Origin of the sequence: Saccharothrix syringae (assembly GCF_009498035.1) — a bacterium.
In the GTDB taxonomy this organism is placed as follows: Bacteria; Actinomycetota; Actinomycetes; order Mycobacteriales; family Pseudonocardiaceae; genus Actinosynnema; species Actinosynnema syringae.
On sequence record NZ_CP034550.1, the window covers coordinates 4,097,858 to 4,119,355 of the forward strand.

The 21,498-nt window shown below is 74.6% G+C and carries 16 protein-coding genes; 9 read left to right on the forward strand and 7 right to left on the reverse strand.

Features of this window, described 5'->3' with window-relative positions:
• Positions 1 to 13: 13 nt before the first annotated feature.
• Positions 14 to 589: a TetR/AcrR family transcriptional regulator gene (locus EKG83_RS18020; protein ID WP_033434091.1), complete on the reverse strand. Its 576-nt coding sequence runs from the start codon at positions 587 to 589 to the stop codon at positions 14 to 16.
• A 310-nt stretch (positions 590 to 899) separates the two neighbouring features.
• On the opposite strand from EKG83_RS18020, the gene EKG83_RS18025 reads away from it, so the two are divergent.
• On the forward strand, positions 900 to 1,328 hold the full coding sequence (locus tag EKG83_RS18025) for a hypothetical protein (protein WP_033434092.1): 429 nt from the start codon (positions 900 to 902) through the stop codon (positions 1,326 to 1,328).
• Position 1,329: 1 nt separating this feature from the next.
• Here the strand turns inward: EKG83_RS18025 and EKG83_RS49030 are convergent, their stop codons facing one another.
• Together EKG83_RS49030 and EKG83_RS18035 are read right to left on the reverse strand one after the other, a co-directional pair.
• Positions 1,330 to 4,494 carry an AfsR/SARP family transcriptional regulator gene (locus EKG83_RS49030; protein WP_265590339.1) on the reverse strand — a complete coding sequence of 1,055 codons (3,165 nt, stop codon included), beginning with the start codon at positions 4,492 to 4,494 and terminating at the stop codon, positions 1,330 to 1,332.
• 132 nt (positions 4,495 to 4,626) lie between these two features.
• Complete coding sequence (locus EKG83_RS18035) at positions 4,627 to 5,043, reverse strand: DUF3995 domain-containing protein (RefSeq protein ID WP_033434093.1); 417 nt, start codon at positions 5,041 to 5,043, stop codon at positions 4,627 to 4,629.
• Between the two features lie 123 nt (positions 5,044 to 5,166).
• On the opposite strand from EKG83_RS18035, the gene EKG83_RS47900 reads away from it, so the two are divergent.
• Both EKG83_RS47900 and EKG83_RS18050 read left to right on the forward strand, forming a co-directional pair.
• Complete coding sequence (locus tag EKG83_RS47900) at positions 5,167 to 7,089, forward strand: RtcB family protein (RefSeq protein WP_211269215.1); 1,923 nt, start codon at positions 5,167 to 5,169, stop codon at positions 7,087 to 7,089.
• A 163-nt stretch (positions 7,090 to 7,252) separates the two neighbouring features.
• Positions 7,253 to 8,272 carry an endo-1,4-beta-xylanase gene (locus EKG83_RS18050; RefSeq protein ID WP_084716946.1) on the forward strand — a complete coding sequence of 340 codons (1,020 nt, stop codon included), beginning with the start codon at positions 7,253 to 7,255 and terminating at the stop codon, positions 8,270 to 8,272.
• Positions 8,273 to 8,294: 22 nt separating this feature from the next.
• Here EKG83_RS18050 and EKG83_RS18055 read toward each other — a convergent pair whose 3' ends face one another.
• On the reverse strand, positions 8,295 to 9,404 hold the full coding sequence (locus tag EKG83_RS18055) for a tryptophan 7-halogenase (RefSeq protein ID WP_033434179.1): 1,110 nt from the start codon (positions 9,402 to 9,404) through the stop codon (positions 8,295 to 8,297).
• Between the two features lie 288 nt (positions 9,405 to 9,692).
• Here EKG83_RS18055 and EKG83_RS18060 point away from each other — a divergent pair, with 288 nt between their 5' ends.
• Both EKG83_RS18060 and EKG83_RS18065 read left to right on the forward strand, forming a co-directional pair.
• On the forward strand, positions 9,693 to 10,970 hold the full coding sequence (locus EKG83_RS18060; protein WP_051766638.1) for a ferritin-like domain-containing protein: 1,278 nt from the start codon (positions 9,693 to 9,695) through the stop codon (positions 10,968 to 10,970).
• 253 nt (positions 10,971 to 11,223) lie between these two features.
• Entirely contained in the window at positions 11,224 to 13,149 is a 1,926-nt protein-coding gene (locus EKG83_RS18065; RefSeq protein WP_033434094.1) for a LodA/GoxA family CTQ-dependent oxidase, read from the forward strand.
• A gap of 149 nt (positions 13,150 to 13,298) precedes the next feature.
• On the opposite strand, the gene EKG83_RS18070 is transcribed toward EKG83_RS18065, so the two are convergent.
• Positions 13,299 to 14,306, reverse strand: coding sequence for a phosphotransferase family protein (locus EKG83_RS18070; RefSeq protein WP_228122664.1), 1,008 nt, complete (start codon positions 14,304 to 14,306; stop codon positions 13,299 to 13,301).
• Positions 14,307 to 14,372: 66 nt separating this feature from the next.
• Positions 14,373 to 14,990 (reverse strand): NAD(P)H:quinone oxidoreductase, encoded by a 618-nt coding sequence (gene wrbA, locus EKG83_RS18075; protein ID WP_033434095.1) that lies wholly within the window; start codon positions 14,988 to 14,990, stop codon positions 14,373 to 14,375.
• A gap of 289 nt (positions 14,991 to 15,279) precedes the next feature.
• On the opposite strand from wrbA, the gene EKG83_RS18080 reads away from it, so the two are divergent.
• Together EKG83_RS18080 and EKG83_RS18085 are read left to right on the forward strand one after the other, a co-directional pair.
• Positions 15,280 to 16,254, forward strand: a complete 975-nt coding sequence (locus EKG83_RS18080; RefSeq protein WP_084716949.1) for a substrate-binding domain-containing protein — start codon at positions 15,280 to 15,282, stop codon at positions 16,252 to 16,254.
• Positions 16,255 to 16,420: 166 nt separating this feature from the next.
• Positions 16,421 to 18,511, forward strand: a complete 2,091-nt coding sequence (locus EKG83_RS18085) for a HelD family protein (RefSeq protein ID WP_084716955.1) — start codon at positions 16,421 to 16,423, stop codon at positions 18,509 to 18,511.
• Positions 18,512 to 18,520: 9 nt separating this feature from the next.
• On the opposite strand, the gene EKG83_RS18090 is transcribed toward EKG83_RS18085, so the two are convergent.
• Entirely contained in the window at positions 18,521 to 18,883 is a 363-nt protein-coding gene (locus EKG83_RS18090) for a winged helix-turn-helix transcriptional regulator (RefSeq protein ID WP_033434097.1), read from the reverse strand.
• Between the two features lie 139 nt (positions 18,884 to 19,022).
• Here EKG83_RS18090 and EKG83_RS18095 point away from each other — a divergent pair, with 139 nt between their 5' ends.
• A complete protein-coding gene (locus tag EKG83_RS18095) occupies positions 19,023 to 19,976 on the forward strand; it encodes an NADP-dependent oxidoreductase (protein WP_033434098.1) in 954 nt (317 codons plus the stop codon).
• Between the two features lie 131 nt (positions 19,977 to 20,107).
• Entirely contained in the window at positions 20,108 to 21,370 is a 1,263-nt protein-coding gene (locus EKG83_RS18100; RefSeq protein WP_033434183.1) for a serine hydrolase domain-containing protein, read from the forward strand.
• Positions 21,371 to 21,498 lie beyond the last annotated feature (128 nt).

Below are 21,498 nucleotides of genomic sequence, written 5' to 3' on the forward strand. Positions count from 1 at the left end.
CCGACCCGCCCCGTCACCCGGGGCCGGGGGAGCCCGGCACGGCGGCGATGCCGCGGGCACTGCGCACCAACGTCTCGACGACGGCGCGATCGCCCACGGCATCGCCCGCGTGCGTCAGCATCCCCTCGACGACGAACACCCCGATCCGGGTCATCGCGTCCTGCTCGGTCTCCGGCACGCCCAACGCCGCCAGGTGCCACCGCAGGATCGCCTCGACCCGCACGTGGAAGCCGTCGTGCCACACCCGCAGTGACTCCGATGCCGCGACCCTGGCGTGCACCGTCGTGATCAGCCGATTGACCCGCCGCAACTCGGTGACCGCCCACAACAACTGCTCGACCGGCGGTTCGGCCGAGCGTTCCGCGACGCCGGCCAGGAACTGCGCGAACAGCGCGTCCAGAACAGCGACCAGCACCTCGTCCTTGTCCTTGAAGTACCAGTAGACGGTGTTGGAGGTCACCCCCGCCTCCCGGCCGATCCGCGCGACCGTCGTGGGGTCGTAGCCCTCTTCCACGAACAACCGCGTGGCCGCGGCGACGATCTCACCGCGCTTCTCCTCCCGGTCCTGCGGGCGTCGGTTACGCGGCATCCCCCACCTGGCCAGATCGGTCACGCTGGAACCCCACTGTAGAGGGACACGGCGCCACGGGCGATCTCGACCCGACACGACCGACCGCACCGGACACCCCGGCAAGGTCGCCCTTCGACGTGCAGCCGCCGCCCCTCTCCCGGCGCCTCCCCACCCAGACCGAACGGCCACCAGCCCTCCGGCGGGCAAGAGCCGTTCCCGGCGACTGGACATCGGTTGGACGCCGGTTGGACGGGGCGCGTCGGCTCCTTGCGGCTTCCCGCAGCGAGCAGGACATTGGGCACCACAGGTGAACCAAGGGGGAAAAGGGATGACGATGAGACGGGTGGTGGCCGTGCTCGCGGCCGGGGCGGCGCTCTCCCTGCCCGGGACCAGGACCGCTGAGGCCGCGCCGCCGGAGTGCACGGCAGGTCCGTGGACCGCCGGGCCGCTGCACCTGGAGGACCCGGGCCTGTGGTCCTACACCTACACGGTGACGTGGTGCGCCAGGGGGACGGAGGTCGTCTGGGTCGAGACGAAGCTGGAGCACCAGGAGTTCTCCGCCACCTGCGCCTGGCAGGGGGTGCTCAAGGACAGCGTGGAGAAGGTGTCGGGCCGGCAGCTGTGGACCGCGTTCAGCATGGGCGAGTTCTCCTGCGGGGGCGACGGCGTCGAGACCGGGGCGGTGAACCCGTGGGCGCTGATCAACCTGCACCCGGACGGGAACCACGACCTGGACTACGGGATCAAGCGGCAGTAGCTCAGGCACCGGGGGAGGTCCGCCGCAGGACGGCCAGGGCGTGCGCCTCGCCGAGGCGGTGGCCGGTCTCCCGGTGGACGGCGAGCGCGCGGCGGGCGTGGTGGGCCGCGTCCCGCGGCTTGCCCAGGGCCAGGCAGACGTCGGCGACGGCCCCCAGGGCCTGGCCCTGCAACGCCCGGTAGCCCGCCCGCTCGGCCAGAAGCAGGGCCTGCCGGGCGGGACCGGCCTCCGAGGTGGCCGTCGCCAGGCCGATCAGGGCCTCCACCTCGGGGTACCGGTCACCGGTGCCGCGGATCAGCTCCAGCGACCGGCGGTAGTGGCGGACCGCCTCGGGGCGGTGACCGAGGCGGAGGTGCGTGGCGGCCAGCGCGGCCAGCGCCTCCGCCTCGGTCCTGGGGTCGCCGATCTCCCGGGCCAGCGCCACGCCCGCCCGGGCGTGGGCCAGGGCCTCGTCACCGCGGCCGAGGTCGCCGTGCACCGCGGCCAGCCTGCCGTGCACCTCGGCCGCGCCGCCGCGGTCCCCGGTCTCGTGGTACAGGTCCAGCGCCCGGCCCAGCAGCTCGGCCGCCTCGGTCGGCCGGCCCAGGGCGCGCCGCACGTGGCCCAGGTTGTTGAGGTTGATCGCCTCGCCGAAACGCGCGCCGATCCGGCGGTACCGGTCCAGCGCCAGCGCGTAGTGCTCGGCCGCCTCCGCCAACCGGCCCAGCTGCCAGTGCACGACGCCGAGGTTGCCCAGCGCGACGGCCTCGCCCGCGGGTTGGCCGATGCCCCGGCTCAGCGCCAGCCCCCGCTCGAACCGGGTCGCGGCGAGGGCCAGCCGCCCGGCCTGGCAGTAGACCAGGCCCAGGTTGCCCAGCACCGCGGCCTGCGCCTCGACCCAGCCGGCCCGCCGGGCCAGCACCAGCGCGTAGGTGTAGTGCCGCACCGCCTCCCGGTACCGGCTCTGCCGGAAGTGCAGGTCGGCCAGGCCCAGCCGGGCCGCGGCCCGCGCGCGGTGGTCACCGGCCGCCTCGGCGGCGGACAGCCCGGCCTCGGCCGCGGCCAGCCACTCCACCTGGCGCATGCACATCCAGAAGTAGCCGCGCATGGCGTCGGCGAGCAGCCACGCCGCCGGTCGCGGCCCGGACCGCGCCGCGTGCCGCACCGCCGCGACGAGGTTGGCGCGTTCGGCGTCCAGCCAGGCCGACGCCCCCGCCGCGCCGGTGAGGCCGTCGGGCGGCCGGGCCGCGGTCGCGGGCACCGGCAGCCGCAGCATGTGCGGGTAGACCAGCCGGGCGGCGCGGTCCACCGCGCCCAGGTACCAGTCGTACAACCGGTCCAGGGCCGCCTCGCGCTCCCGGGCCGGCTCCCGCCGCGCCGCCTGCTCGGTGGCGTAGCGGCGGAGCAGGTCGTGGAAGCGGTGGCGGCCGGGCGCGTGGTGCTCGACGAGGTGCGCGCCGGCCAGCCGGTCCAGCAGCAGGGCCGCCTGCGCCGGGTCCGCGCCGGTGAGCGCGGCCACCGCCCCGGTGCTGACGTCGGCGCCGGGCACCAGGCTCAGCAGGCGGAACGTGCGCCGCGCCGCGGCGGGCAGCGCGGCGTAGGACAGGTCGAAGGCGGTCCGCACCGCGGTCTGCTCGTCACCCCGCACCGCCAGGGCGGCCAGCAGGTTGCCCGCCCGCAGCTCCGCCACGTAGTCCCCGATGCCGCCGCCGGGGCGGTCGGCGAGGTTGGCCGCCGCGATCCGCAGCGCCAGCGGCAGGTGCACGCACAGCCGGGCGAACTCCACCGCGGCCGCGCGCTCGGCGCGGACCCGCTCGGCACCCAGCACGCGCGCCAGCAGCGCCAGCGCGTCCCCGGGGCTCAGCACGCCCAGCGGGAGCCGGTGGGCGCCGTGCACCGCCACCAGCCCGCCCATGCGGTCGCGCCCGGTCACCACCACCACGCACCCCGGGCCGGGCGGCAGCAGCGGCCCGACCTGGTCCGGCCCGGCCACGTTGTCCAGCACCACCAGCGCCCGCCGGTCCGTCATCAGCGTCCGGTACAGGGCCGACGCGGTCTCCAGGTCGACCGGCACGCGCTCGGCGGGCATCCCCAGCGCGGCCAGGAACTGGGCCAGCACCTCGACCGGCGGCGCGGGCGGGCCGTGCGCGTGCCCGCGCAGGTTCGCGTAGAGCTGCCCGTCGGGGAACCGGTCGCGCACGCGGTGCGCCCAGTGCACGGCCAGCGCGGTCTTGCCGACGCCCGCGCTGCCGGAGATCGCCGCGATGGTGACCGCGCCGCCCGAGCGGTCCCCGCCGCGCAGCAGGTGGTCCAGCGCGGACAGCTCGGCGGTGCGGCCGGTGAACCCCTGCGGTTCGGCGGGCAGCTGCTTGGGCACCTGCACCGCGGGCCGGTCGGCCGCCTCCCCGGTCGGGGCGGGCGCGACGTGGTCGTGCAGCAGCGTCCCGTGGGCCGCCCGCAGCTCCGGGCCGGGGTCGACCCCCAGCTCCTCGACGAGCCGGTCGCGGACCTCGTGGTAGACCTGGAACGCCTTGGCCCGCCGGCCGACGGCGTGGTAGGCGCGGATCAGCCGGGCGTGGGCGGGTTCGTCCAGCGGCTGCTCGGCGGCGGCGCCGGCGACCTCGGGCAGCACGTCCGCGGCGGCGCCGGTCGCGATCATCGCGTCGACGTAGCGGGCCAGCACCTCGCGGCGCTCCGCCACCAGCGACACGACCTTGGGGTGCCCGGCCAGCACGGGCACGTCGGCCAGCACCCGCCCGCGCCACGACCGCAGGACCTCGCCCAGCAGCGCGGCGACCCGGGCGGTGTCCCCGGCGCGGTGCGCCTCGTTCGCCTCCGCGATCAGGTGCCGCACGCGCACCAGGTCGACGTCCACCGCGCCCGGGTCGACCGCGTAGCCGCCGCTGACGTGCGGCAGCACCCGGCTGGTCGAGCGCGACGGGCGACCGGGTTCGAGGAGCCGGCGCAGGTGCTTGACGTGCGTCTGCACCACGTTCACCGCGCTGCGCGGCGGCTGCTCGCCCCACAGGGAGTCCACCAGTTCGCGCTTGGTCACCGCCTCGCCGCCGGCGAGCACGAGCAAGCCCAGCACCGCCCGCCGACCGGGCGGGCCGAGGTCGAGCTCCACGCGGTCGTGCCACGCCCGCAACGAGCCGAGCACCTGGATCCGCACAGTTCTCACCGCCACGGCGGACTCCGCAGTCGACTACTCGCGGGAAGGTAGTTCACCCGCCGGCCGCGCACAAGGACGCCGTACGAACGAGTTCCGCCCCCGTCGGAACCTGGTCCACCCGGCCCAGGCCGGGCGACCGGTCGGGCGTCAGCCCAGTGCCGCGACCGCGCCGCAGGCCGCCGCCAGGGCCAGGCACAGCGGCGAGTACACCCGCACGTCCAGGCGGGCGAACTCGGTGCCGCGCCGGGACGACACGGCGAACCCGGCCACGCCGCGCAGCAGCAGCACCGCCGCCACCCCGCCCGCGCCCACCACCGTCAACCACGCCGGCCCGGGCGCGCCGACCACCCCGCCGCGCGCCGCGACGAGGTAGGCGGCCACGCCCAGCAGCAGCGCCACCCCGACCGTCGCGCCCGCCGACGGCGCGCGGTCGACCGCCACCCCGACCACCCGGCGCGCGAAGTCCTCCCGGCTGCGGAACGGCCACGGCGAGAACACCCACACCACGTGCAAAACGCCGACCAGCAGCAGCACCAGGGCCGTGGACGAGGCCAACACCACCATGCGCACCTCCGGGACGCGGACCGTACGGTGCCGTACGGTCGACTGTCCGTACGGTACCGTACGGAACGGGTCGGCCGGCGAATTCCGCTCGCGCCGCTGGGTGATCCCGCCTAGCTTCGACCCGTGGAGCACATCAGCAAGCGCCTCGTGAACTGGGCATCCATCCTGGACCCGGCAACCCGCGACCAGGCCGAGAAGACCTCGCGCCTGCCCTTCATCCACCCGCACGTGGCGCTCATGCCCGACGCGCACCTGGGCAAGGGCGCCACGGTCGGCAGCGTCATCCCCACCCTGGGCGCGATCATCCCGGCGGCCGTCGGCGTCGACATCGGCTGCGGCATGATCGCCGTGCGCACCCAGTTCACCCGGGACGACCTCGGCACGCGCCCGCTGGCCGCGCTGCGCAAGGCGATCGAGAAGGCCGTGCCGCTCTCGGCGGGCAGGTACAACGACCGCCTGACCGACACCGCGCGCGACCGCGTCGAGGTGCTGGCCCGCAAGGCCGCGGACGCCGGCTTCGACCCCGGCGCCTACGCGGGCAACTGGGAGCTCCAGCTCGGCACCCTGGGCAGCGGCAACCACTTCATCGAGGTCACCACCGACGAGACCGGGCAGGTGTGGCTGTTCCTGCACTCCGGGTCGCGCGGGGTGGGCAACAAGATCGCCCAGAAGCACATCCGCGTCGCCCGCGAGCAGTGCGAGCGGCGGTGGATCGACCTGCCCGACCCGGACCTGGCCTACCTGGTCGAGGGCGAGGACGAGTTCTGGCGGTACATCCGGGAGATGCGCTGGGCCCAGGAGTTCGCGTGGCTCAACCGCGAGGAGATGATGGACCGGGTCGTCCGGTGCGTGGCCGACTGGACCGGCCGCGAGGTGGAGCGGCAGGAGACGGTCAACTGCTTCGCCGGTGAGACCGAGGTGCTCACCCGCACCGGCACGCGCCCGATCGAGGCCCTGGCGGGCGCCCACCACGAACTGCTCACCGCGGACGGCCGGTGGGTCAAGGCGCCGGTGCGGTCGTTCGGCAGGCAGGAGGTGCACGAGGTGCTGCTGAGCCGGGGCGGCGTGACCAAGGCGGTCCGGGCGACCGCGGGCCACCGCTGGCTGCTGCACTCGCGCGCCGACGCCACCACGGTCGAGCTGCGGGCGGGCGACCGGCTGCGGTCCACGTTCCCCGGGCGGCCGGACGGGCTCGTGGTGGACCGGCGCGCGGCCGGGCCGGGTGCGGGGCGGCCGTCGCCCGACGCCCCGGTCGACGAGCTGTACCGGTGGCTGGCGGGCCGCTTCGCGGTGGCCGGCGACGTGGACGCGACGGGGCGCCCGACGCTGTCCTCGGCGTCCCGCGACGACCTGGAGTTCGCGCGCCTGGTCTGCCAGGAGGTCGGTGTCGGCACGTTCGGCATCACGTCGTCCCCGCGCGCCGGGGCGGCCGAGTGGTACTCGGTCGACCTCATGCGCGCCGACCTCGACCCGGAGTTCTTCCTGGTCGACGAGCACCGGGCGCGCTTCACCGCCGGGCGGGGCGTGGTCGAGCCGCGCGACTGGCACGTGGTCGCGGTCCGGCCCACCGGCGAGTGGACCGAGGTCTACTGCGCCGTGGTCGAGGGGACGCACTCGTTCGCGCTGGCCGACAACATCCTCACCGGGAACTGCCACCACAACTACACCGAGCAGGAGACCCACTTCGGCAAGCGGGTGTGGCTGTCCCGCAAGGGCGCCATCAACGCGGAGGAGGGCCGCCCCGGCCTGATCCCGGGTTCGATGGGCACCGCGTCGTACGTGGTGGTCGGCAAGGGCAACCCCGTCTCGCTGAACTCCTCGCCGCACGGCGCGGGCCGCGAGTACTCGCGGTCGGCCGCGCGCCGGGCGTTCAACCGGGAGGACCTGCGCAAGGCGATGGTGGGCATCGAGTACCGCGACACGGACGCGTTCATCGACGAGATCCCGGCGGCGTACAAGGACATCGACGTCGTCATGCAGGACGCCCGGGACCTGGTCGACGTGCGCCACACCCTGCGGCAGGTCGTCAACGTGAAGGGGGACTGACCGGCACCCCGCGTTGTTTCGCAAGGTTTCGGCAACCGTTGACCCGGGTTCGCCCCGCGCATGACGATCGTCGGCAACGCGTGAGCCCGCACCGGCGCCCGGCTCCGGCCACCCGTCGGCGTCCGGGCCGCGTCCTCCCCCCTCCGACAGGAAGGACCGTCGAGTGCGCAGGACGTTGTCGAACCTGGTGGCCGCCGTCGTACCCGTGGTCGCCGCGAGCGTGTTGCTCGCGGTGCCCGCGGTCGCGTCGGCGGCCACCCCCGCCGGCACGCTGGCCGAGGCGGCGAACCGCACCGGTCGCTACTTCGGCACGGCCGTGGCCGCCCACAAGCTCTCCGACCCCGTTTACACGGGCATCCTCGACCGCGAGTTCGACGTGGTCACGCCCGAGAACGAGATGAAGCTCGACGCGACCGAGCCGAGGCAGGGCCAGTTCTCCTTCACCGCCGCGGACCGCGTCGTCGACCGCGCCCTGGCCGGGGGCAAGCGGGTGCGCGGCCACACCCTGCTGTGGCACTCGGGCCAGCCCTCGTGGCTGGCGGCGCTGAGCGGTCCTGCGTTACGGCAGGCGATGCTCGACCACGTCACCGGGGTGGTGGCCCACTACCGGGGCAAGGTCTACGCCTGGGACGTGGTGAACGAGGCGTTCGCCGACGGCACCTCCGGCGCGCGGCGCGCCTCGAACTTCCAGCGGACCGGTGACGACTGGATCGAGGCGGCGTTCCGGGCCGCGCGGGCGGCCGACCCGGGCGCGAAGCTGTGCTACAACGACTACAACATCGAGGACTGGTCGCACGCCAAGACCCAGGCGGTGTACCGGATGGTGCGGGACTTCAGGTCCCGGGGCGTGCCGATCGACTGCGTCGGCGTCCAGTCGCACTTCGGCAGCTACAACCCGGTGCCCGCCGACTACCGGACCACGTTGCGCAGCTTCGCCGAGCTGGGGGTGGACGTGCAGGTCACGGAGCTGGACGTGGAGGGCTCGGGTGCGGCGCAGGCCGACGGCTACCGCCGGGTGGTCGAGGCGTGCCTGTCGGTGGCGCGGTGCACCGGGATCACCGTGTGGGGCATCCGCGACCCCGACTCGTGGCGCGCGTCGGGCACGCCGCTGCTGTTCGACGCCAACGGTGACAAGAAGCCCGCCTACCACGCGGTGCGCCAGGTCCTCGCGTACGGGGGGTGAACCGCCTCCGCGACCGGCGACTTCACGACCGGTGCCGTCGTGCCCAGAACGGCTCGCCGGGCCAGCGCTGCTCCAGGGCGTAGCAGGCCCGGCGCGCCTGCCGGTACGACACGAAGTCCGCGAGCGCCCGCGCCCGGTACGCCCGCGCGGGCCCCGGCTCGCCGGCCAGCCAGTCGGCCAGCGCGCGGCCCGCGTCGGCGCCCGTGGTCAGCGCCCGGTGCACGCCGCCGGCCGACAGCGGGTCCACGCCCATGAGCGCGTCACCCGCGGCCAGCCACGCGCCGGGCGCGGACGCCGGGTCGAGGTGGTGCCCGGCCGCCGAGGACACCACCGGGCCCCACAGCGGTTCGCCCCCGGCGGCGGCCGCGCGGACGTGGCGCGTCCCGGCCAGCCGGGCGCGCCACACCTCCGGGCGCGCGTAGCCGTGCCGCCGGCACAGGTCGGCGTCGGTCAGGAACAGCACCGCCAGCCGGTCCGGCGGCACGGGCGCGGCGTACCACCAGCCGCCGGGCACGGCCTCCACCAGCGCCTGGCCGCAGTCGACCGGGCCGGTGCGGTAGTGCGCGGCCACCGCGACCAGGCGGTCGTGCACCCGCCTGCGGGCGCCCAGCGACCGGGCCGGCCGCGCCCGGCGGCCGGTGGCGTCGATGACGCCGCGCGCCTCGAACCGCAGCGGTACCGGGCCCGAGGCGGTCAGGGTGAACGAGCCGCGCCCGTCGGTCTCGCACGACGTGATCCGGGTGCCGGTGACCAGTTCGGCCCCGGCCTCGGCGGACGCGGCGGCCAGGTGGGCGTCGAACCGCCGCCGGTCCACGTGCAGCCCGTGGCCGCACGGGTTGAACAGGAACGACCGCCGGTGCAGCTCGGGCCCGCCCCAGGCGCTCCCGTCGCCCGCGGAGGGCACCCCGGTCGCGGCCGCCACCGCGCCGAAGCCCAGCTCGCTCAACGACATCCGCACCGGTGGCGGCAGCGACTCGCCCAACCGCGGCTCCGCGTACCGCGACGCCTCGACCAGCAGGACCCGGTGGCCGGTCCGGGCCAGGGTGGCCGCCGCGGCCGAGCCGGCCGGACCGCCGCCCGCGACCACGACGTCGTACCGGGACCCGTTCGCCGGTCCGCTCCTGAACGACACGTCGACCACCTTCCCCCTTGATCGGTGAGCGCGGAACGCCTGCCGTGCCGCGATTGTGGACCGTGGATTCGCGGAAGTGTTGCTGTGCTTGGCATTTCGCCTGATCCTGTCGTCTCGTCACACGATCGGGGTCGATGCGCGGTGCCCGGTGGTCACCGAAAAATGCGGGAAAACGCCTGTACGACAAGGAAACTTACTCGGCAGGGTGAACTTCCGCCCACGGCCCCCGAACCGTGCCACACTGGCCTGGACAGCGGATTTCCGATGTGGATTGCGGGGGGGGCGGTCATGACGTCGACGGTCGAGGAGGCGGGGTTCTTCATCCTGCCGGCGTTGTCGTTCGACGTGGAGGAGGTCGTCGACGACGACGTGGTGGTGCGCCTGCGCGAACTGCTCCAGGTCGCGCTCCAGGTGGAGTTCTCCACCATCCCGCCCTACCTCACGGCGCTGTACTCCATCAAGGACAAGAGCTCGCCCGCGTACCAGCTCGTGCGCGGCGTGGTGATGGAGGAGATGGTCCACCTCAACCTGGCGGGCAACCTGCTCAACGCCGTGGGCGGCACGCCGCGGCTGGTGGTCACCCGGGGCGAGGAGGTGGTGTTCCCGCCCAGGTACCCGCAGCACCTGTCCGAGAAGGCGGCGGACGGTGGCCCGTACCTCCAGCTGATGCCCGCCTCGCGCGAGCTGTTCCGCGAGACGTTCATGAGGATCGAGCAGCCCGCCCAGCCGGACGCCCCGGCGCAGGAGGACGAGTTCACCACCATCGGGCAGCTGTACCTGGCCGTGGAGAAGCTGTTCCGGCGCTACGACGAGGTCTGCGGCGAGTACCGGACCGAGTACCAGAGCGACGACTGGAACTTCGGCAACAACGGCGGCACCGTGATCGTCGTCGACAGCCTGCGCACCGCGCTGGAGGCGATCAACGAGGTCGTCGAGCAGGGCGAGGGCGCGGACCTCACCAACCGGCCGGCCGACCAGAAGTACGAGATCAAGCAGCCCTGGGGCCAGTACGAGTACTACGGCCCGCGCGCCGACGGCACGTACGGCCCGGTGCTGGGCACACCGCTGGAGATGTCGCACTACTTCAAGTTCAAGGCCATCGCCGACGGCACCACCCCGCTGCCGCCGGTGTACCCGATGACGCCGAACCCGGGCCGGGTCGGGCAGTACGAGAACCCGGTGGCGCAGCGGCTGAGCGACATGTTCGACCTGTGCTACAGCGAGCTGGTCGACCAGTTGGAGATCGCGCTCGGCGGGCGGCGCGACGAGGGGAGCTGGGACCGGGAGGCGTTCTTCACCCGCGTGGTGCCGCTGATGCGGGTGGCGCTGCCGGTGCTGGCCACCCAGCTGATGCAGACGCCGGTCGTCGCGCCCGCGTACACCACCGTCGACCCAGTGGCGGGTCCCGCCTTCCGCTACGTGCCGGCGCCCCGCGAGCGGTTGGAGGACCTGCGGCAGGGCGTGGTCGGGCTCCAGGGGCTGGTGGCGGACGACCCGTTGGCGGACGGGTCGGACACGCTGGTCGCCGCCCTGCGCAAGGTCGGGGCCGCCTTGGAGGTGGGGTGAGTGCCGAGGTGGACGTGAGGAAGGGCCGGTGGTGGGGCGACTGCTGCGGCTGTGAGGAAGGGCCGGTGGTGGGGCGACTGCTGCGGCTGTGAGGAAGTGCCGGTGGCAGCGCGATCACTGCGGCCGTGAGCAAGGCCGGTGGCAGCGCGACCACTGCGGCCGTGAGCAAGGGCCGGTGGCGGGGCGACCGCTGCGGCCGGTGAGGAAGGGCCGGCGGGCTGACCACCGCAGCGGCTTCGAGAGAGGGCTGACCATGGCCGACCCCAGGTTCCGGATCTTCCCCGCCATCGGCATCGCCAGGCTGGGCGACAGCGACGAGTTCTACCTGCCACCGGAGGAACCCGGCGGCCTGCCGGTGAACCCGGACGGCGCGCCGTTCACGGCCGCCGACTTCCGGGACGCTGCCGGCAGGCTGCGCAAGCAGGCGGCGCTGTTCCGCGTCCACGCCGGCGACACCGCGCTCAGCCCGGGCACCGAGGTCGGCGACGAGGTGGTCGACCGGATCGAGTGGACCGCGTACCCGGCCAACAAGAAGGCGTCCTGGTACGAGTTCCGCACCTCGGCCGGCGAGCGCGGCTACCCGGTCGACCACCCGCTGCGCAACGCCCACCGCACCGGCGCCGACCGCTACGCCCTGGTCATCGACCCGGGCCCGCGCACCGTCGTCAGCGGGCCGGGCGGCGCGGAGACCGCCGAGTTCGACGGCACCCGCGAGCACAGCAGCTTCCCGCCGCCCCTCAAACCGGAGGGCAACGGCATCACGACGCTGGGCCGGGTCGTCGCCGACCCCGGGGGCCGCCTGCTCTTCCTGGGCGGCAACGGCAAGGCGGGCACGTCCCGCGACCGGATCAGCCTGCCGAACTACGCCAACAACGACGACTGGTGGGACGACACCTCCGACGGCCCGGTGACCGCGACCGTGTGGCTGACCGGCCCGACGGGGGAGCAGCGCGCCGTCGAGGTGGACGACCCGGCGTGGGTGATCGTCGCCCCGCCCGCCTACGCGCCCCAGATCGTCAACCTGATCAGCCTCTACGACACGATGTTCGACGTGGCGGTGCGCCACCAGGGCCTGCGCCCGGGCATCTACCGCGACGGCCAGTGGCAGGGCGACTACGAACCCGACTTCGACTCGGAGATCAGGCCGGTGCTGGAGCGGGTGTCGAAGTACCCGTGGGTGGTGGCGATCCCGCCGAAGGTCCACACCTTCGACTGGGAGCGCCTGGGCGACCCCGACCCGCGCTACGACCAGCTCCGCCGGTACTACGTGGAGGTGCTGCGCGCGCCGGAGAAGCAGAACACCCTGGCCTCGCGCACCACCGGCTACCGCACGATGCCCTACCAGCCCGGCGACGACGCACTGGGCTCCAGCCAGCAGGCGGCGAAGTTCCTGACCCTGACCCCGACCCAGTACTTCCTGCTCAGGCAGTGGGGCGAGGGCAGGTTCACCCGCACCGGCCGGGTGGCGGGCCGCAGCGAGCTGGAGCAGCGCCCCGGCCACCGCGCGACCCGCGCCGACCTGGAGAACTGCGCCGGCGGCGCCTTCTCGCCGGGCATCGAGATGACCTGGCTGTGCCGCATCACCGCCATCTACGCCGAACCGTTCCGGATCAGGCACGCCGAGGACATCCCCACCGAACCCGGCCGGCTCGACCTGGGCGCCGACCTGACCCACGGCCTCGGGCCGGGTGACGTCACCAAGTTCATGGCCCTGCCCTGGCACGCAGACTTCAACCTGTGCTCGGTCCAACCGGTCGACGACCACTTCGTCTGGTGGTGGCCCGCGCAACGCCCCATCTTCGTCTACGCCATGCACGAAACCGACCGCAAGTGGCGCCACGTCACCTGGGTGGGCACCGCCCGCGACCAGACCGCCGACGACTTCGTCGGCTACGCGGACAGCGTCCGCATGGTGCACGACTGGAGCAAGCTCGGCTTCGTGCTGGAGAACCCCCAACCAGCCCCGGCCTCCCACGACGGCACCGTGGCGCACCCGGAGTACGTGGAGGTGCAACGCCTCCTGCCCCGCGACGGCTACCTCACCGAGCCGGACCTCCACCCCGGCCCGATCCAGGACCTGCCCGGCCTGGTGCCGCCCCAGGACCGGGCGGAGCCCGGGACGGACCGCGATGCCGGGGCCCGGGACGTGTCGGCCGACAGGTACGGCGGGGGGAGGTGAGCCGATCGACGAGCACAACCAGGGGCGGGCACGGCTAAGCGCGCACGGTCGGAGACGCGCATGGCTGGAGACGCGCATGGCCAAGTGCGCACAGCCAAGTGCGCATGGCCAAGGGCGTCCAGCCAAGCGCGCACGGCCGGACGTGCGGCTCAGCCGGGCTCGGGGCTCCTGCCCGGGAGCCGGTCGAGGGCGTGGCGCAGGAACGCGTCGCGGCGGTGGTTGACGGTTTCCCCGGTCAGGTCGGTGCGGCCTTCCTCGTGCATCAGCGGTAGCCACGCGGCGACGTCGGCCGGGGTGCTCAAGGCGCCGACGAGGTCCCAGTAGGCCACCCAGTGGTCGGCCTGCCGGGTGGCGACTTCGGCTCGGTCGGTGGTTCGGTCCTGCCCGGCGACGTCCTGTCCGGCGACGTCCTGCCCGGCGACTTCTTCCCACCCGGCAAGGACCTGGTCGGCCGCCGACCCGCCGAACAGGATCGTCGCGTCGCAGCGGAGGTTGCCCAGGTCCACCCCGGGGGAACCCACCCCGGCGCAGTCCCAGTCGATGAACCCGGCGAAGGTGTCACCAACCCACATGGTGTTGCCCTGCCACAGGTCGCCGTGCACGAACGCGGTCGGCCCGTCGGGCACCGGCAGCCGGTTCACGCGGTCGACCGCCTCGGCCAACAGCGGCGAGGAGCCGGGCGCGTCCCGCGCCATCAGGACACCGGGGTCCTCGACGTCGATCGCCCACCGGCGTGCGGGCAGGTCCGCCCCCGGCTCGACCACCGCGGTGCGCAGGGACGCCGCCGCGGCGCCCAGCGCCCGCAACCGCTCCCGCGACGCCACGCGCGGTATCCGGCTGGTGCCGGGCACCACCGTGGTGAGCACCGCGACCGCTCCGGTCGCCTCGCCGTCGAGGTCGGCGGCGATCAGCCGGGGCGCGGGCAGGTCGTGGCGCTCCGCCAGCAGCAGGGCCGCGACCTGGGGCGCGTACTCCCCGCGGTTCGGGTCGTCAACCGGGCAGACCCGCAGGACGGCCGCGTCCGCGGCACCGGCGCCCCCGACCCGGACCAGCCACGGGTTCGACCCGGCGCGCAGCCCCCGGACCCCGGTCACCCGCGCGCCGGGTGCCATCGCGCGTTCCGCCCACCGCAGCACCCGCGCCATCGAATCGATCACGACGACACGCTAGTCAACGGTGCCGCGTCGCGGGGCCCGCGGGCCCGAGGCGTTGCGGCGCGGTGCCTAGCCCTTCGCGAGACCGGCCTTGAGCGCCCGGGTGATCTCCACCGCGCGCCGCGCCTGGAAGGACACCGCGTCCAGCTCCACCTGCCCCGGCGGGGTCTGGCCGTTGTTGGACACGTGGCTCGTGCCGTACGGGTTGCCGGCCTGGAACTGGATCGGGTCGGCGTAGCCGGGCGGGACGATGACGCAGCCCCAGTGGTAGAAGGTGTTGTTCAGGGCGGTGATCGTGGTCTCCTGGCCGCCGTGCGCGGTGGCGGCCGAGGTGAACGAGGTCGCCACCTTGTTGACCAGCCTGCCCGCCGCCCACAGGGGGCCGGTGGTGTCCAGGAACTGCTTCAACTGCGCCGCGGGCATGCCGAACCGGGTGGGCGCGCCGAAGATGAGCAGGTCGGCCCACTCCAGGTCCTCCAGCGTCGCCTCCGGCAGGTCCTGGGTCTGCTTGGCGTGGGTGGCCCACCCCTCGTTGCTGGCGATCGCCTCGTCGGGCGCGAGTTCCCGCACCTTCCGCAACCGCACCTCCGAGCCCGCGTGCTCGGCGGCCTTGGCCGCGGCCTGCGCCATGGCGTACACGCTGCCGGTCGCGGAGTAGTACACGACGGCGGTGTTCAGGTCTGACATCGGCTCTCCAGGGTCCGCTCGGTCGAGGTCAGCGGGGGCGTACCCGTTCCCGGCCCGGCATCACGTCCGACGTGGAACTCGCCCTGATCGAGGCACGGGCCACGGCGGGCGTGCCGGGTGCGCCGAGGAACCGGAGGCACGGCAAAAGTTTCGAAACTTTTATCGACATAACCTGCGACACAGGGCCACTTAGAACCCATCGACGAAGGGAAGTGCTGGTCATCGAGGTGAATTGATGCAGTTCAGCGGAGTGATTGTGTTTCGTGGAGATGTCGATACTATCGGCGTCATGTGTCGACTGACGTTGGCGAGGCCCACGACCACCCCGGGACGGTCGGGCGCCGCGGTCTCCAAGGTCGTCAACCGCCAGTGCCACGTCGGCCCGGCGGCCGGGCGCCCACCGGAGCCCTCGGCGCAGCACCACGACCCCACCGGCCCGCTCCGCCCCGTGCCGCTGGTGGAACTCGTCCTCCCCGTGCTCAACAGCGCCTGGGCCATGGAGGTCATGCGCGGCGTGGTGGACTCCGGCCTGGACGTGGTCATGTCCTCGGCGGCCGGCCGCGGCCCGTCGTTCGCCGGTGGGCTCGTCGAGGCCGGTCGGGCCGGTGTGCTGCTGGTGCTGTGCCCGCTCAGCGCCGCCGAGCGGCACGTGTTCGCCCGCGCCGGGATGCCGGTCGTGCTCATCGACCCGGTCGACGCGGCCCACCCCGACCTGCCGAGCGTCGCCGCGGCCAACCGGACCGGCGGCGTCACGGCCGCCAAGCACCTGCTCTCGCTCGGGCACCGCCGGATCGGCGTCGTCGGCGGCCCGCGCCACCTGCTGTGCGGGGACGCCCGCCTGGACGGCTTCCGCACCGCCCTGGGGCGGGCGGGCGTCGCCCTCGACCCCGCGCTGGTGCGCCACGCCGACTTCAGCCGCGAGGGCGCCTACCGGGAGGCGCGCGACCTGCTCACCGCACCCCACCGCCCCACCGCGGTCTTCGCGGCCAACGACGAGCAGGCCCTGGGCGTCCTCGACGCGGCCCGCGCCGCCGGCCTCTCGGTGCCCGGCGACCTGAGCGTCGTCGGCTTCGACGACCTGCCCGCCGCCGAGTGGTCCTCACCGGCCCTGACCACCGTCCGCCAGCCCCTCGCGGAGATGGGCAGGCACGCGGGGTGGGTGCTGGCCGACCTGATCGCGGGCCGCGCGCCCGAGGCCGCCCGCGTCGAGCTGGCCACCGAACTCGTCGTCCGGTCCTCGACCGGGCAGCCGCGCGTCCCGTAGTGGGCGGCTGACGCGGCCGGGAAGAACAAGACTGTTCTTCGGGGCGACCCGCCTGCACGCTCGGTGCCACCGATCGCCGACGTGTGGGGGAGTGCGGGGTTTGAGCACCGGTGAGTTCGAGGTCGAGCAGGAGTACCTGACGGGCCTGTACGCCCGGCTGGACGCCATGCGCGAGGAGGCCGCGGAGCGGTTGGCGGGGGCGGGCGCGGACCCGGCTGCCGCAGCGGTGTGGCGGGCCGAGCTGGTTCGCCTGGACGCGGTCGAGGAGGGGCTGTGCTTCGGGCGGCTGGACCTGCGCGACGGCCGTCGTGTCCACATAGGTCGGTTGAGCTTGTTCCGGGAAGGGCAGGACGACCCCCTGCTGCTGGACTGGCGAGCACCCGCCGCCCGCCCCTTCTACACGGCGACGGCGGTCGTCCCCGAAGGCGTGTGGCGGCGGCGGCACATCACCACGCGCGGGCGCGTCGTCGTGGCGCTGGACGACGAGCTGCTGGACCTCGACCACACCGGCGACCACTTCGGGGGCGACACCCTGGTGGGGGAGGCCGCGCTGCTGGCGGCGGTGACCGCGGGCCGCACCGGGCGGATGCGGGACGTCGTCGCGACCCTCCAGACCGAGCAGGACCGCATCGTGCGGGACGGGTACCGCGGGGTGCTGGTGGTGGAGGGCGGCCCGGGCACGGGCAAGACGGTCGTCGCGCTGCACCGGGTCGCCCACCTGCTGTACGCGCACCCGCACCTGCGCACCCGCGGCGTGCTGGTCGTGGGGCCCAGCAGGCTGTTCCTGGAGCACATCGGGCGGGTCCTGCCCGGGTTGGGCGAGGGCGGGGTGGTGACCTCGACCGTGGTCGACCTGCTCCCGGGCGTCCGCGTCGGTCGGGTGGACCCGCCCGCGACCGCCGAGCGGAAGGGGCGGGCGGACCTGGCCGGGCTGTTGGCGGCCGCGGTGCGCGACCGGGTCCGCGTGCCCGACGAGCCGGTCGAGGTGGAGTTCGAACGGCTGGTGCTGCGGCTCGACCCGGCGACCTGCCGCCGCGCGGTGCGCGCGGCCAGGGCCACCGGGCTGCCGCACGAGCAGGCCGGGCTGGTCTTCCAGCGGGAGGTGGTGGACGCGCTGGCGCGGCAGTTCGCCGACTGCTTGGAGGCGGTCACGCGCACCGACACCGGCGAGGCGATCGACGGCGGCAGCCCGGACGGGCGACTCGGCGAAGCCGACCTGCGCGCCCTCGCGGCGGCGGGTGTCGTGCTCGGCCCCGACGACCTCGACGCGCCCCGCGACCTGCTGGACGAGGTCGACCTGGCCGGCCTGCGGAACTCGCTGCTCGCCGACCCCGGCGTCCGGGCCGCCCTGGACGCGCTGTGGCCGCCGCTGACCCCGGAGCGCGTGGTGGCCGACCTGCTCGCCGGCCCGGCCGCGGGGGATGCCCCGCTCCTCGACGGGCACGGCGCACCGGGCACCGGCGACTGGAGCACCGCCGACTGGAGCACCGGCGACTGGAGCACCGGCGACTGGAGCACCGCCGACTGGAGCACCGCCGACGTCCCGCTCCTCGACGAAGCCGCCGCACTCCTCGGGACCGGCGCGCCGCCGACCTTCGGGCACGTCGTCGTCGACGAGGCCCAGGAACTGTCCGCGATGGCCTGGCGGATGCTGGCACGCCGGTGCCCGGCCAAGTGGATGACCGTCGTCGGCGACCTCGCCCAGACCGGCGACCCGGCGGGCGCGTCCTCGTGGGCGCGGGTGCTGGAACCGCACGTGGGCGACCGCTGGCGGCAGACCCGCCTCACCGTCAACTACCGCGCCCCGGCCGAGGTGGTGGAGGCGACCGCCGACCTGCTCGCCGCGCACCACCCCGGCACCCCGCCACCCCGGTCGGTCCGCTCGACCGGCCAACCGCCGTGGCGGTTGCGCACCACGCGCGCCGCGTTGCCGAGGACCGTCGCCCGGCTCGTCGCGGAGCACGTGGACGGCCGGCCTGCCGCCGACCACGTGGACGGTCGGCTCGCGGTCGTCGTGCCGCGCCGGCACCTCGCCGCCCTGGCCGGGGTCGTCCCGCCCGGCTGCCTGTCGACCCCGGACCAGGTCAAGGGGCTGGAGTTCGACTCGGTCCTGGTGGTCGACCCGGCGGCGATCCTGGCCGACTCGCCGCTGGGCCACAACGACCTGTACGTGGCCATGACCCGCACCACCCGCGAGCTGGGCATCGTGCACCCCGGGCCACCACCGGCGGAGGTCGCGGGGGTGCGGCCGCGGTGAGGTGCCGGGTCAGACCGGGCCGATCTCGTGCAGGTGGTCCTCCACCCAGCCGCGCAGCGCGGCCAGGGGGCGGGCCACGCCGCGGCCCAGCGGGGTCAGCTCGTACTCGACGTGCGGCGGCACGGCCGGGTAGACGGTGCGGCTGACGAAACCGCCGTCCTCCAGCCTGCGCAGCGTGGCGGTCAGCACCTTGGGGCTCACGCCCTCCAGGTGGCGCTGGAGGGCGCCGAAGCGCCGCGGACCGTCCTCCAGCGCGCCGATGGCCAGGGCGGACCACTTGTTGGCCAGCAGGTCGAGCACGTCGCGGCACGGGCACTGGGCGGCGTAGACGTCGTGCTTGTCGTGCTGCCCGGTCGCGCAGGTGGTGGTCACTGGTGCCCTCCGAAGCTCTGAGCTGGATGCTTCCTCGAAGATAGTAGTTGCCCTTGCGGGTTACTACTCCCCCCGGCATAGCGTCGTGGCCGTCGCCGGGCAGAGGGCCCGGCCCGTGGGAGGGAATTCGATGAGCACCATGCGCGCCGTCGTCCAGGACGCGTTCGGCGGTCCGGAGGTGTTGCGGGTCGCGGAGGTGCCGCGGCCGGCGCCGCTGCCGACGGAGGTGCTGGTCCGGGTCGTGTCCGCCGGGGTGAACCCGGTCGACCACAAGACCAGGGCGGGCGGCGGGATGGCCGGTGTGCTGGGCGAGCCGCCGTTCACCGTCGGGTGGGACGTCTCCGGTGTCGTCGAGGAGGTCGGCTTCGGGGTGCACACCCTGGAGGTCGGCGACGAGGTGTACGGGATGCCGTGGTTCCCGCGCGCCGCCGGCGCCTACGCCGAGTACGTCACCGCGCCCGCCCGGCAGTTCGCCCGCAAGCCCGCGCGGATCGACCACGACGCGGCGGCCGCGGTGCCGCTGGCCGCGCTGACCGCCTGGCAGGTCCTGGTGGACGCGGCCGGGGTCCGCGCGGGCCAGCGGGTCCTGGTGCACGCCGCCGCCGGCGGGGTCGGGCACTTCGCCGTGCAGCTCGCCGCCCACCTGGGCGCGCACGTCATCGGCACGGCCCGCGCCGACAAGCACGACTGGCTGCGCGGGCTCGGCGCGGCCGAGGTGGTCGACTACACCGCCACCCGCTTCGAGGACGTGCTCCGGGACGTGGACGTGGTGGTGGACCTGGTCGGCGACGAGGTCGACGACACCAGCACGAGGTCGTTGGGCGTGCTGGCGCCGGGCGGACTGCTGGTCGCCGTGCCCGGCGGGGTCTCGCCCGAGCTGGCCCGGGCCGCGGCCGCGCGGGGGGTGCGGGTCCGCCCGTTCCTGGTCGAGCCCGACGGGACCGCGCTGACCCGGCTGGCCGAGCTGATCGACCAGAAGGTGGTCGACGTCGAGGTGGCCGAGGTGCTGCCGCTGGAGCAGGCCGCGCGGGCGCACGAGCTGCTGGCGGGCGGGCGCGTGCGCGGCAAGCTCGTGCTGCGGGTCGCGCCCTGAGGGCTGCGGGCCATATCGGGGGCGTATCGGAAATCGGATACGCCCCCGCAACGGTCCCCGGTCTTCAGTGGACGCGTGAAGAACAACGCATTCGCAGGTGAGGACGTACGGGGCGGGGGAGGACCGCGGTGGTGAACCCCGATCCCGCACGCGGTGTCGACCGGCGGCGGCTGCTCGGGTGGGGCGGGCTGGCCGCCGCCGGCGTGCCGCTGCTGGGCGCCCGAGCGGCCCAGGCCGCCCCACCCGACGCACCGACCGACCCCGACGCACGACCCGGGCACGACCCGATCCCGCCGGCCACCCGGCCCGGCGGCGCCTACGACCGGTACGTCGCGGAGCTGGCCGCGCGGGACCGGTTCTCCGGCGTGGTGCTGCTGGCGCACCGGGGCCGGACGGTGCTGTCGCGCAGCTACGGCATGGCCGACCGGGAAAGGGGGATACGCAACCACGAGGGCACCGCGTTCACCCTCTCCTCGGCGAGCCAGCCGTTCCTGGCGGTGGCCGTCCTCCAGCTCGTGCAGCAGGGCCGGCTGGCGCTGTCGGACACCGTGGGCACCCACCTCACCGGCTTCGCGCCGGAGATCGCCGAGCGGGTGACCGTCCACCACCTGCTCACCGGCACCTCCGGGCTGGACGCCCCGATGCCGGACTGGCGGCGCGTCTTCCACAGCCGGGAGGAGGTGCGCGAGCACCAGCGGGACTGGACCCGGCGGGCGGAGCTGGTGGCCGCGCCCGGCTCGGGCGACAACGGCCACCGCCCCGGCGGCGGCGCGGCCCTGGCCATCGCCGCGCAGGTCGTGGAAGCCGTGTCCGGCACGACGTTCTGGGACTACCTGCACCGGCACGTCTTCGCGCGCTGCGGCATGACCGGGTCGGCGTACTACACGAGGGAGCAGTGGCTCACCGACGAGCACATCGCCCACCCGTACATGCTCCAGGCCGACGGCAGCAGGGTGGACGCCGTCCGCAACCTGGACAAGGGCAGCCTGAACCAGCACGCGCCCGACCGGAACCCGGGCCGCGCCTTCATCGGCCACGCCTCGGGCGACGGCTTCGCCACCGCGCCGGACCTGGTCCGGTTCGCGAACGCGCTGCGCGACGGCACCCTGCTGTCCAAGCCCTACGCCGACCTGTTCGCCGGGCCCAAGCTCCCCGGCCACGGCCCCACGTCGTACGAGGCGTACACGATGCCGGTCTCGATCGTCGGCGGCCAGTGGGTGATCGGGCGCGGCGGCGGCACCGGCGGCGGCTCCGCCAACTGGAGCGTCTACCCGGACACCGGGTGGGTCGGCGTCGTCCTGAGCAACTACGACGACATCCCGCTGCTGGAGATCTGCGTCCAGGAGGTCCAGGCCGTCACCGGCGTGACCCTCGACCCGCCGGGCGGCGGCTGACGGCGGGCTGCCCGCCCAGCACGGTCACCCGTTCCAGCGCCAACCGCCCACCGGTCAGCCGCACCCCGCTCGGGTGACCAGCCGGCCACCCGAGCGGGGTCGACCGCCGTGCCTAAGGGGACCGCGCG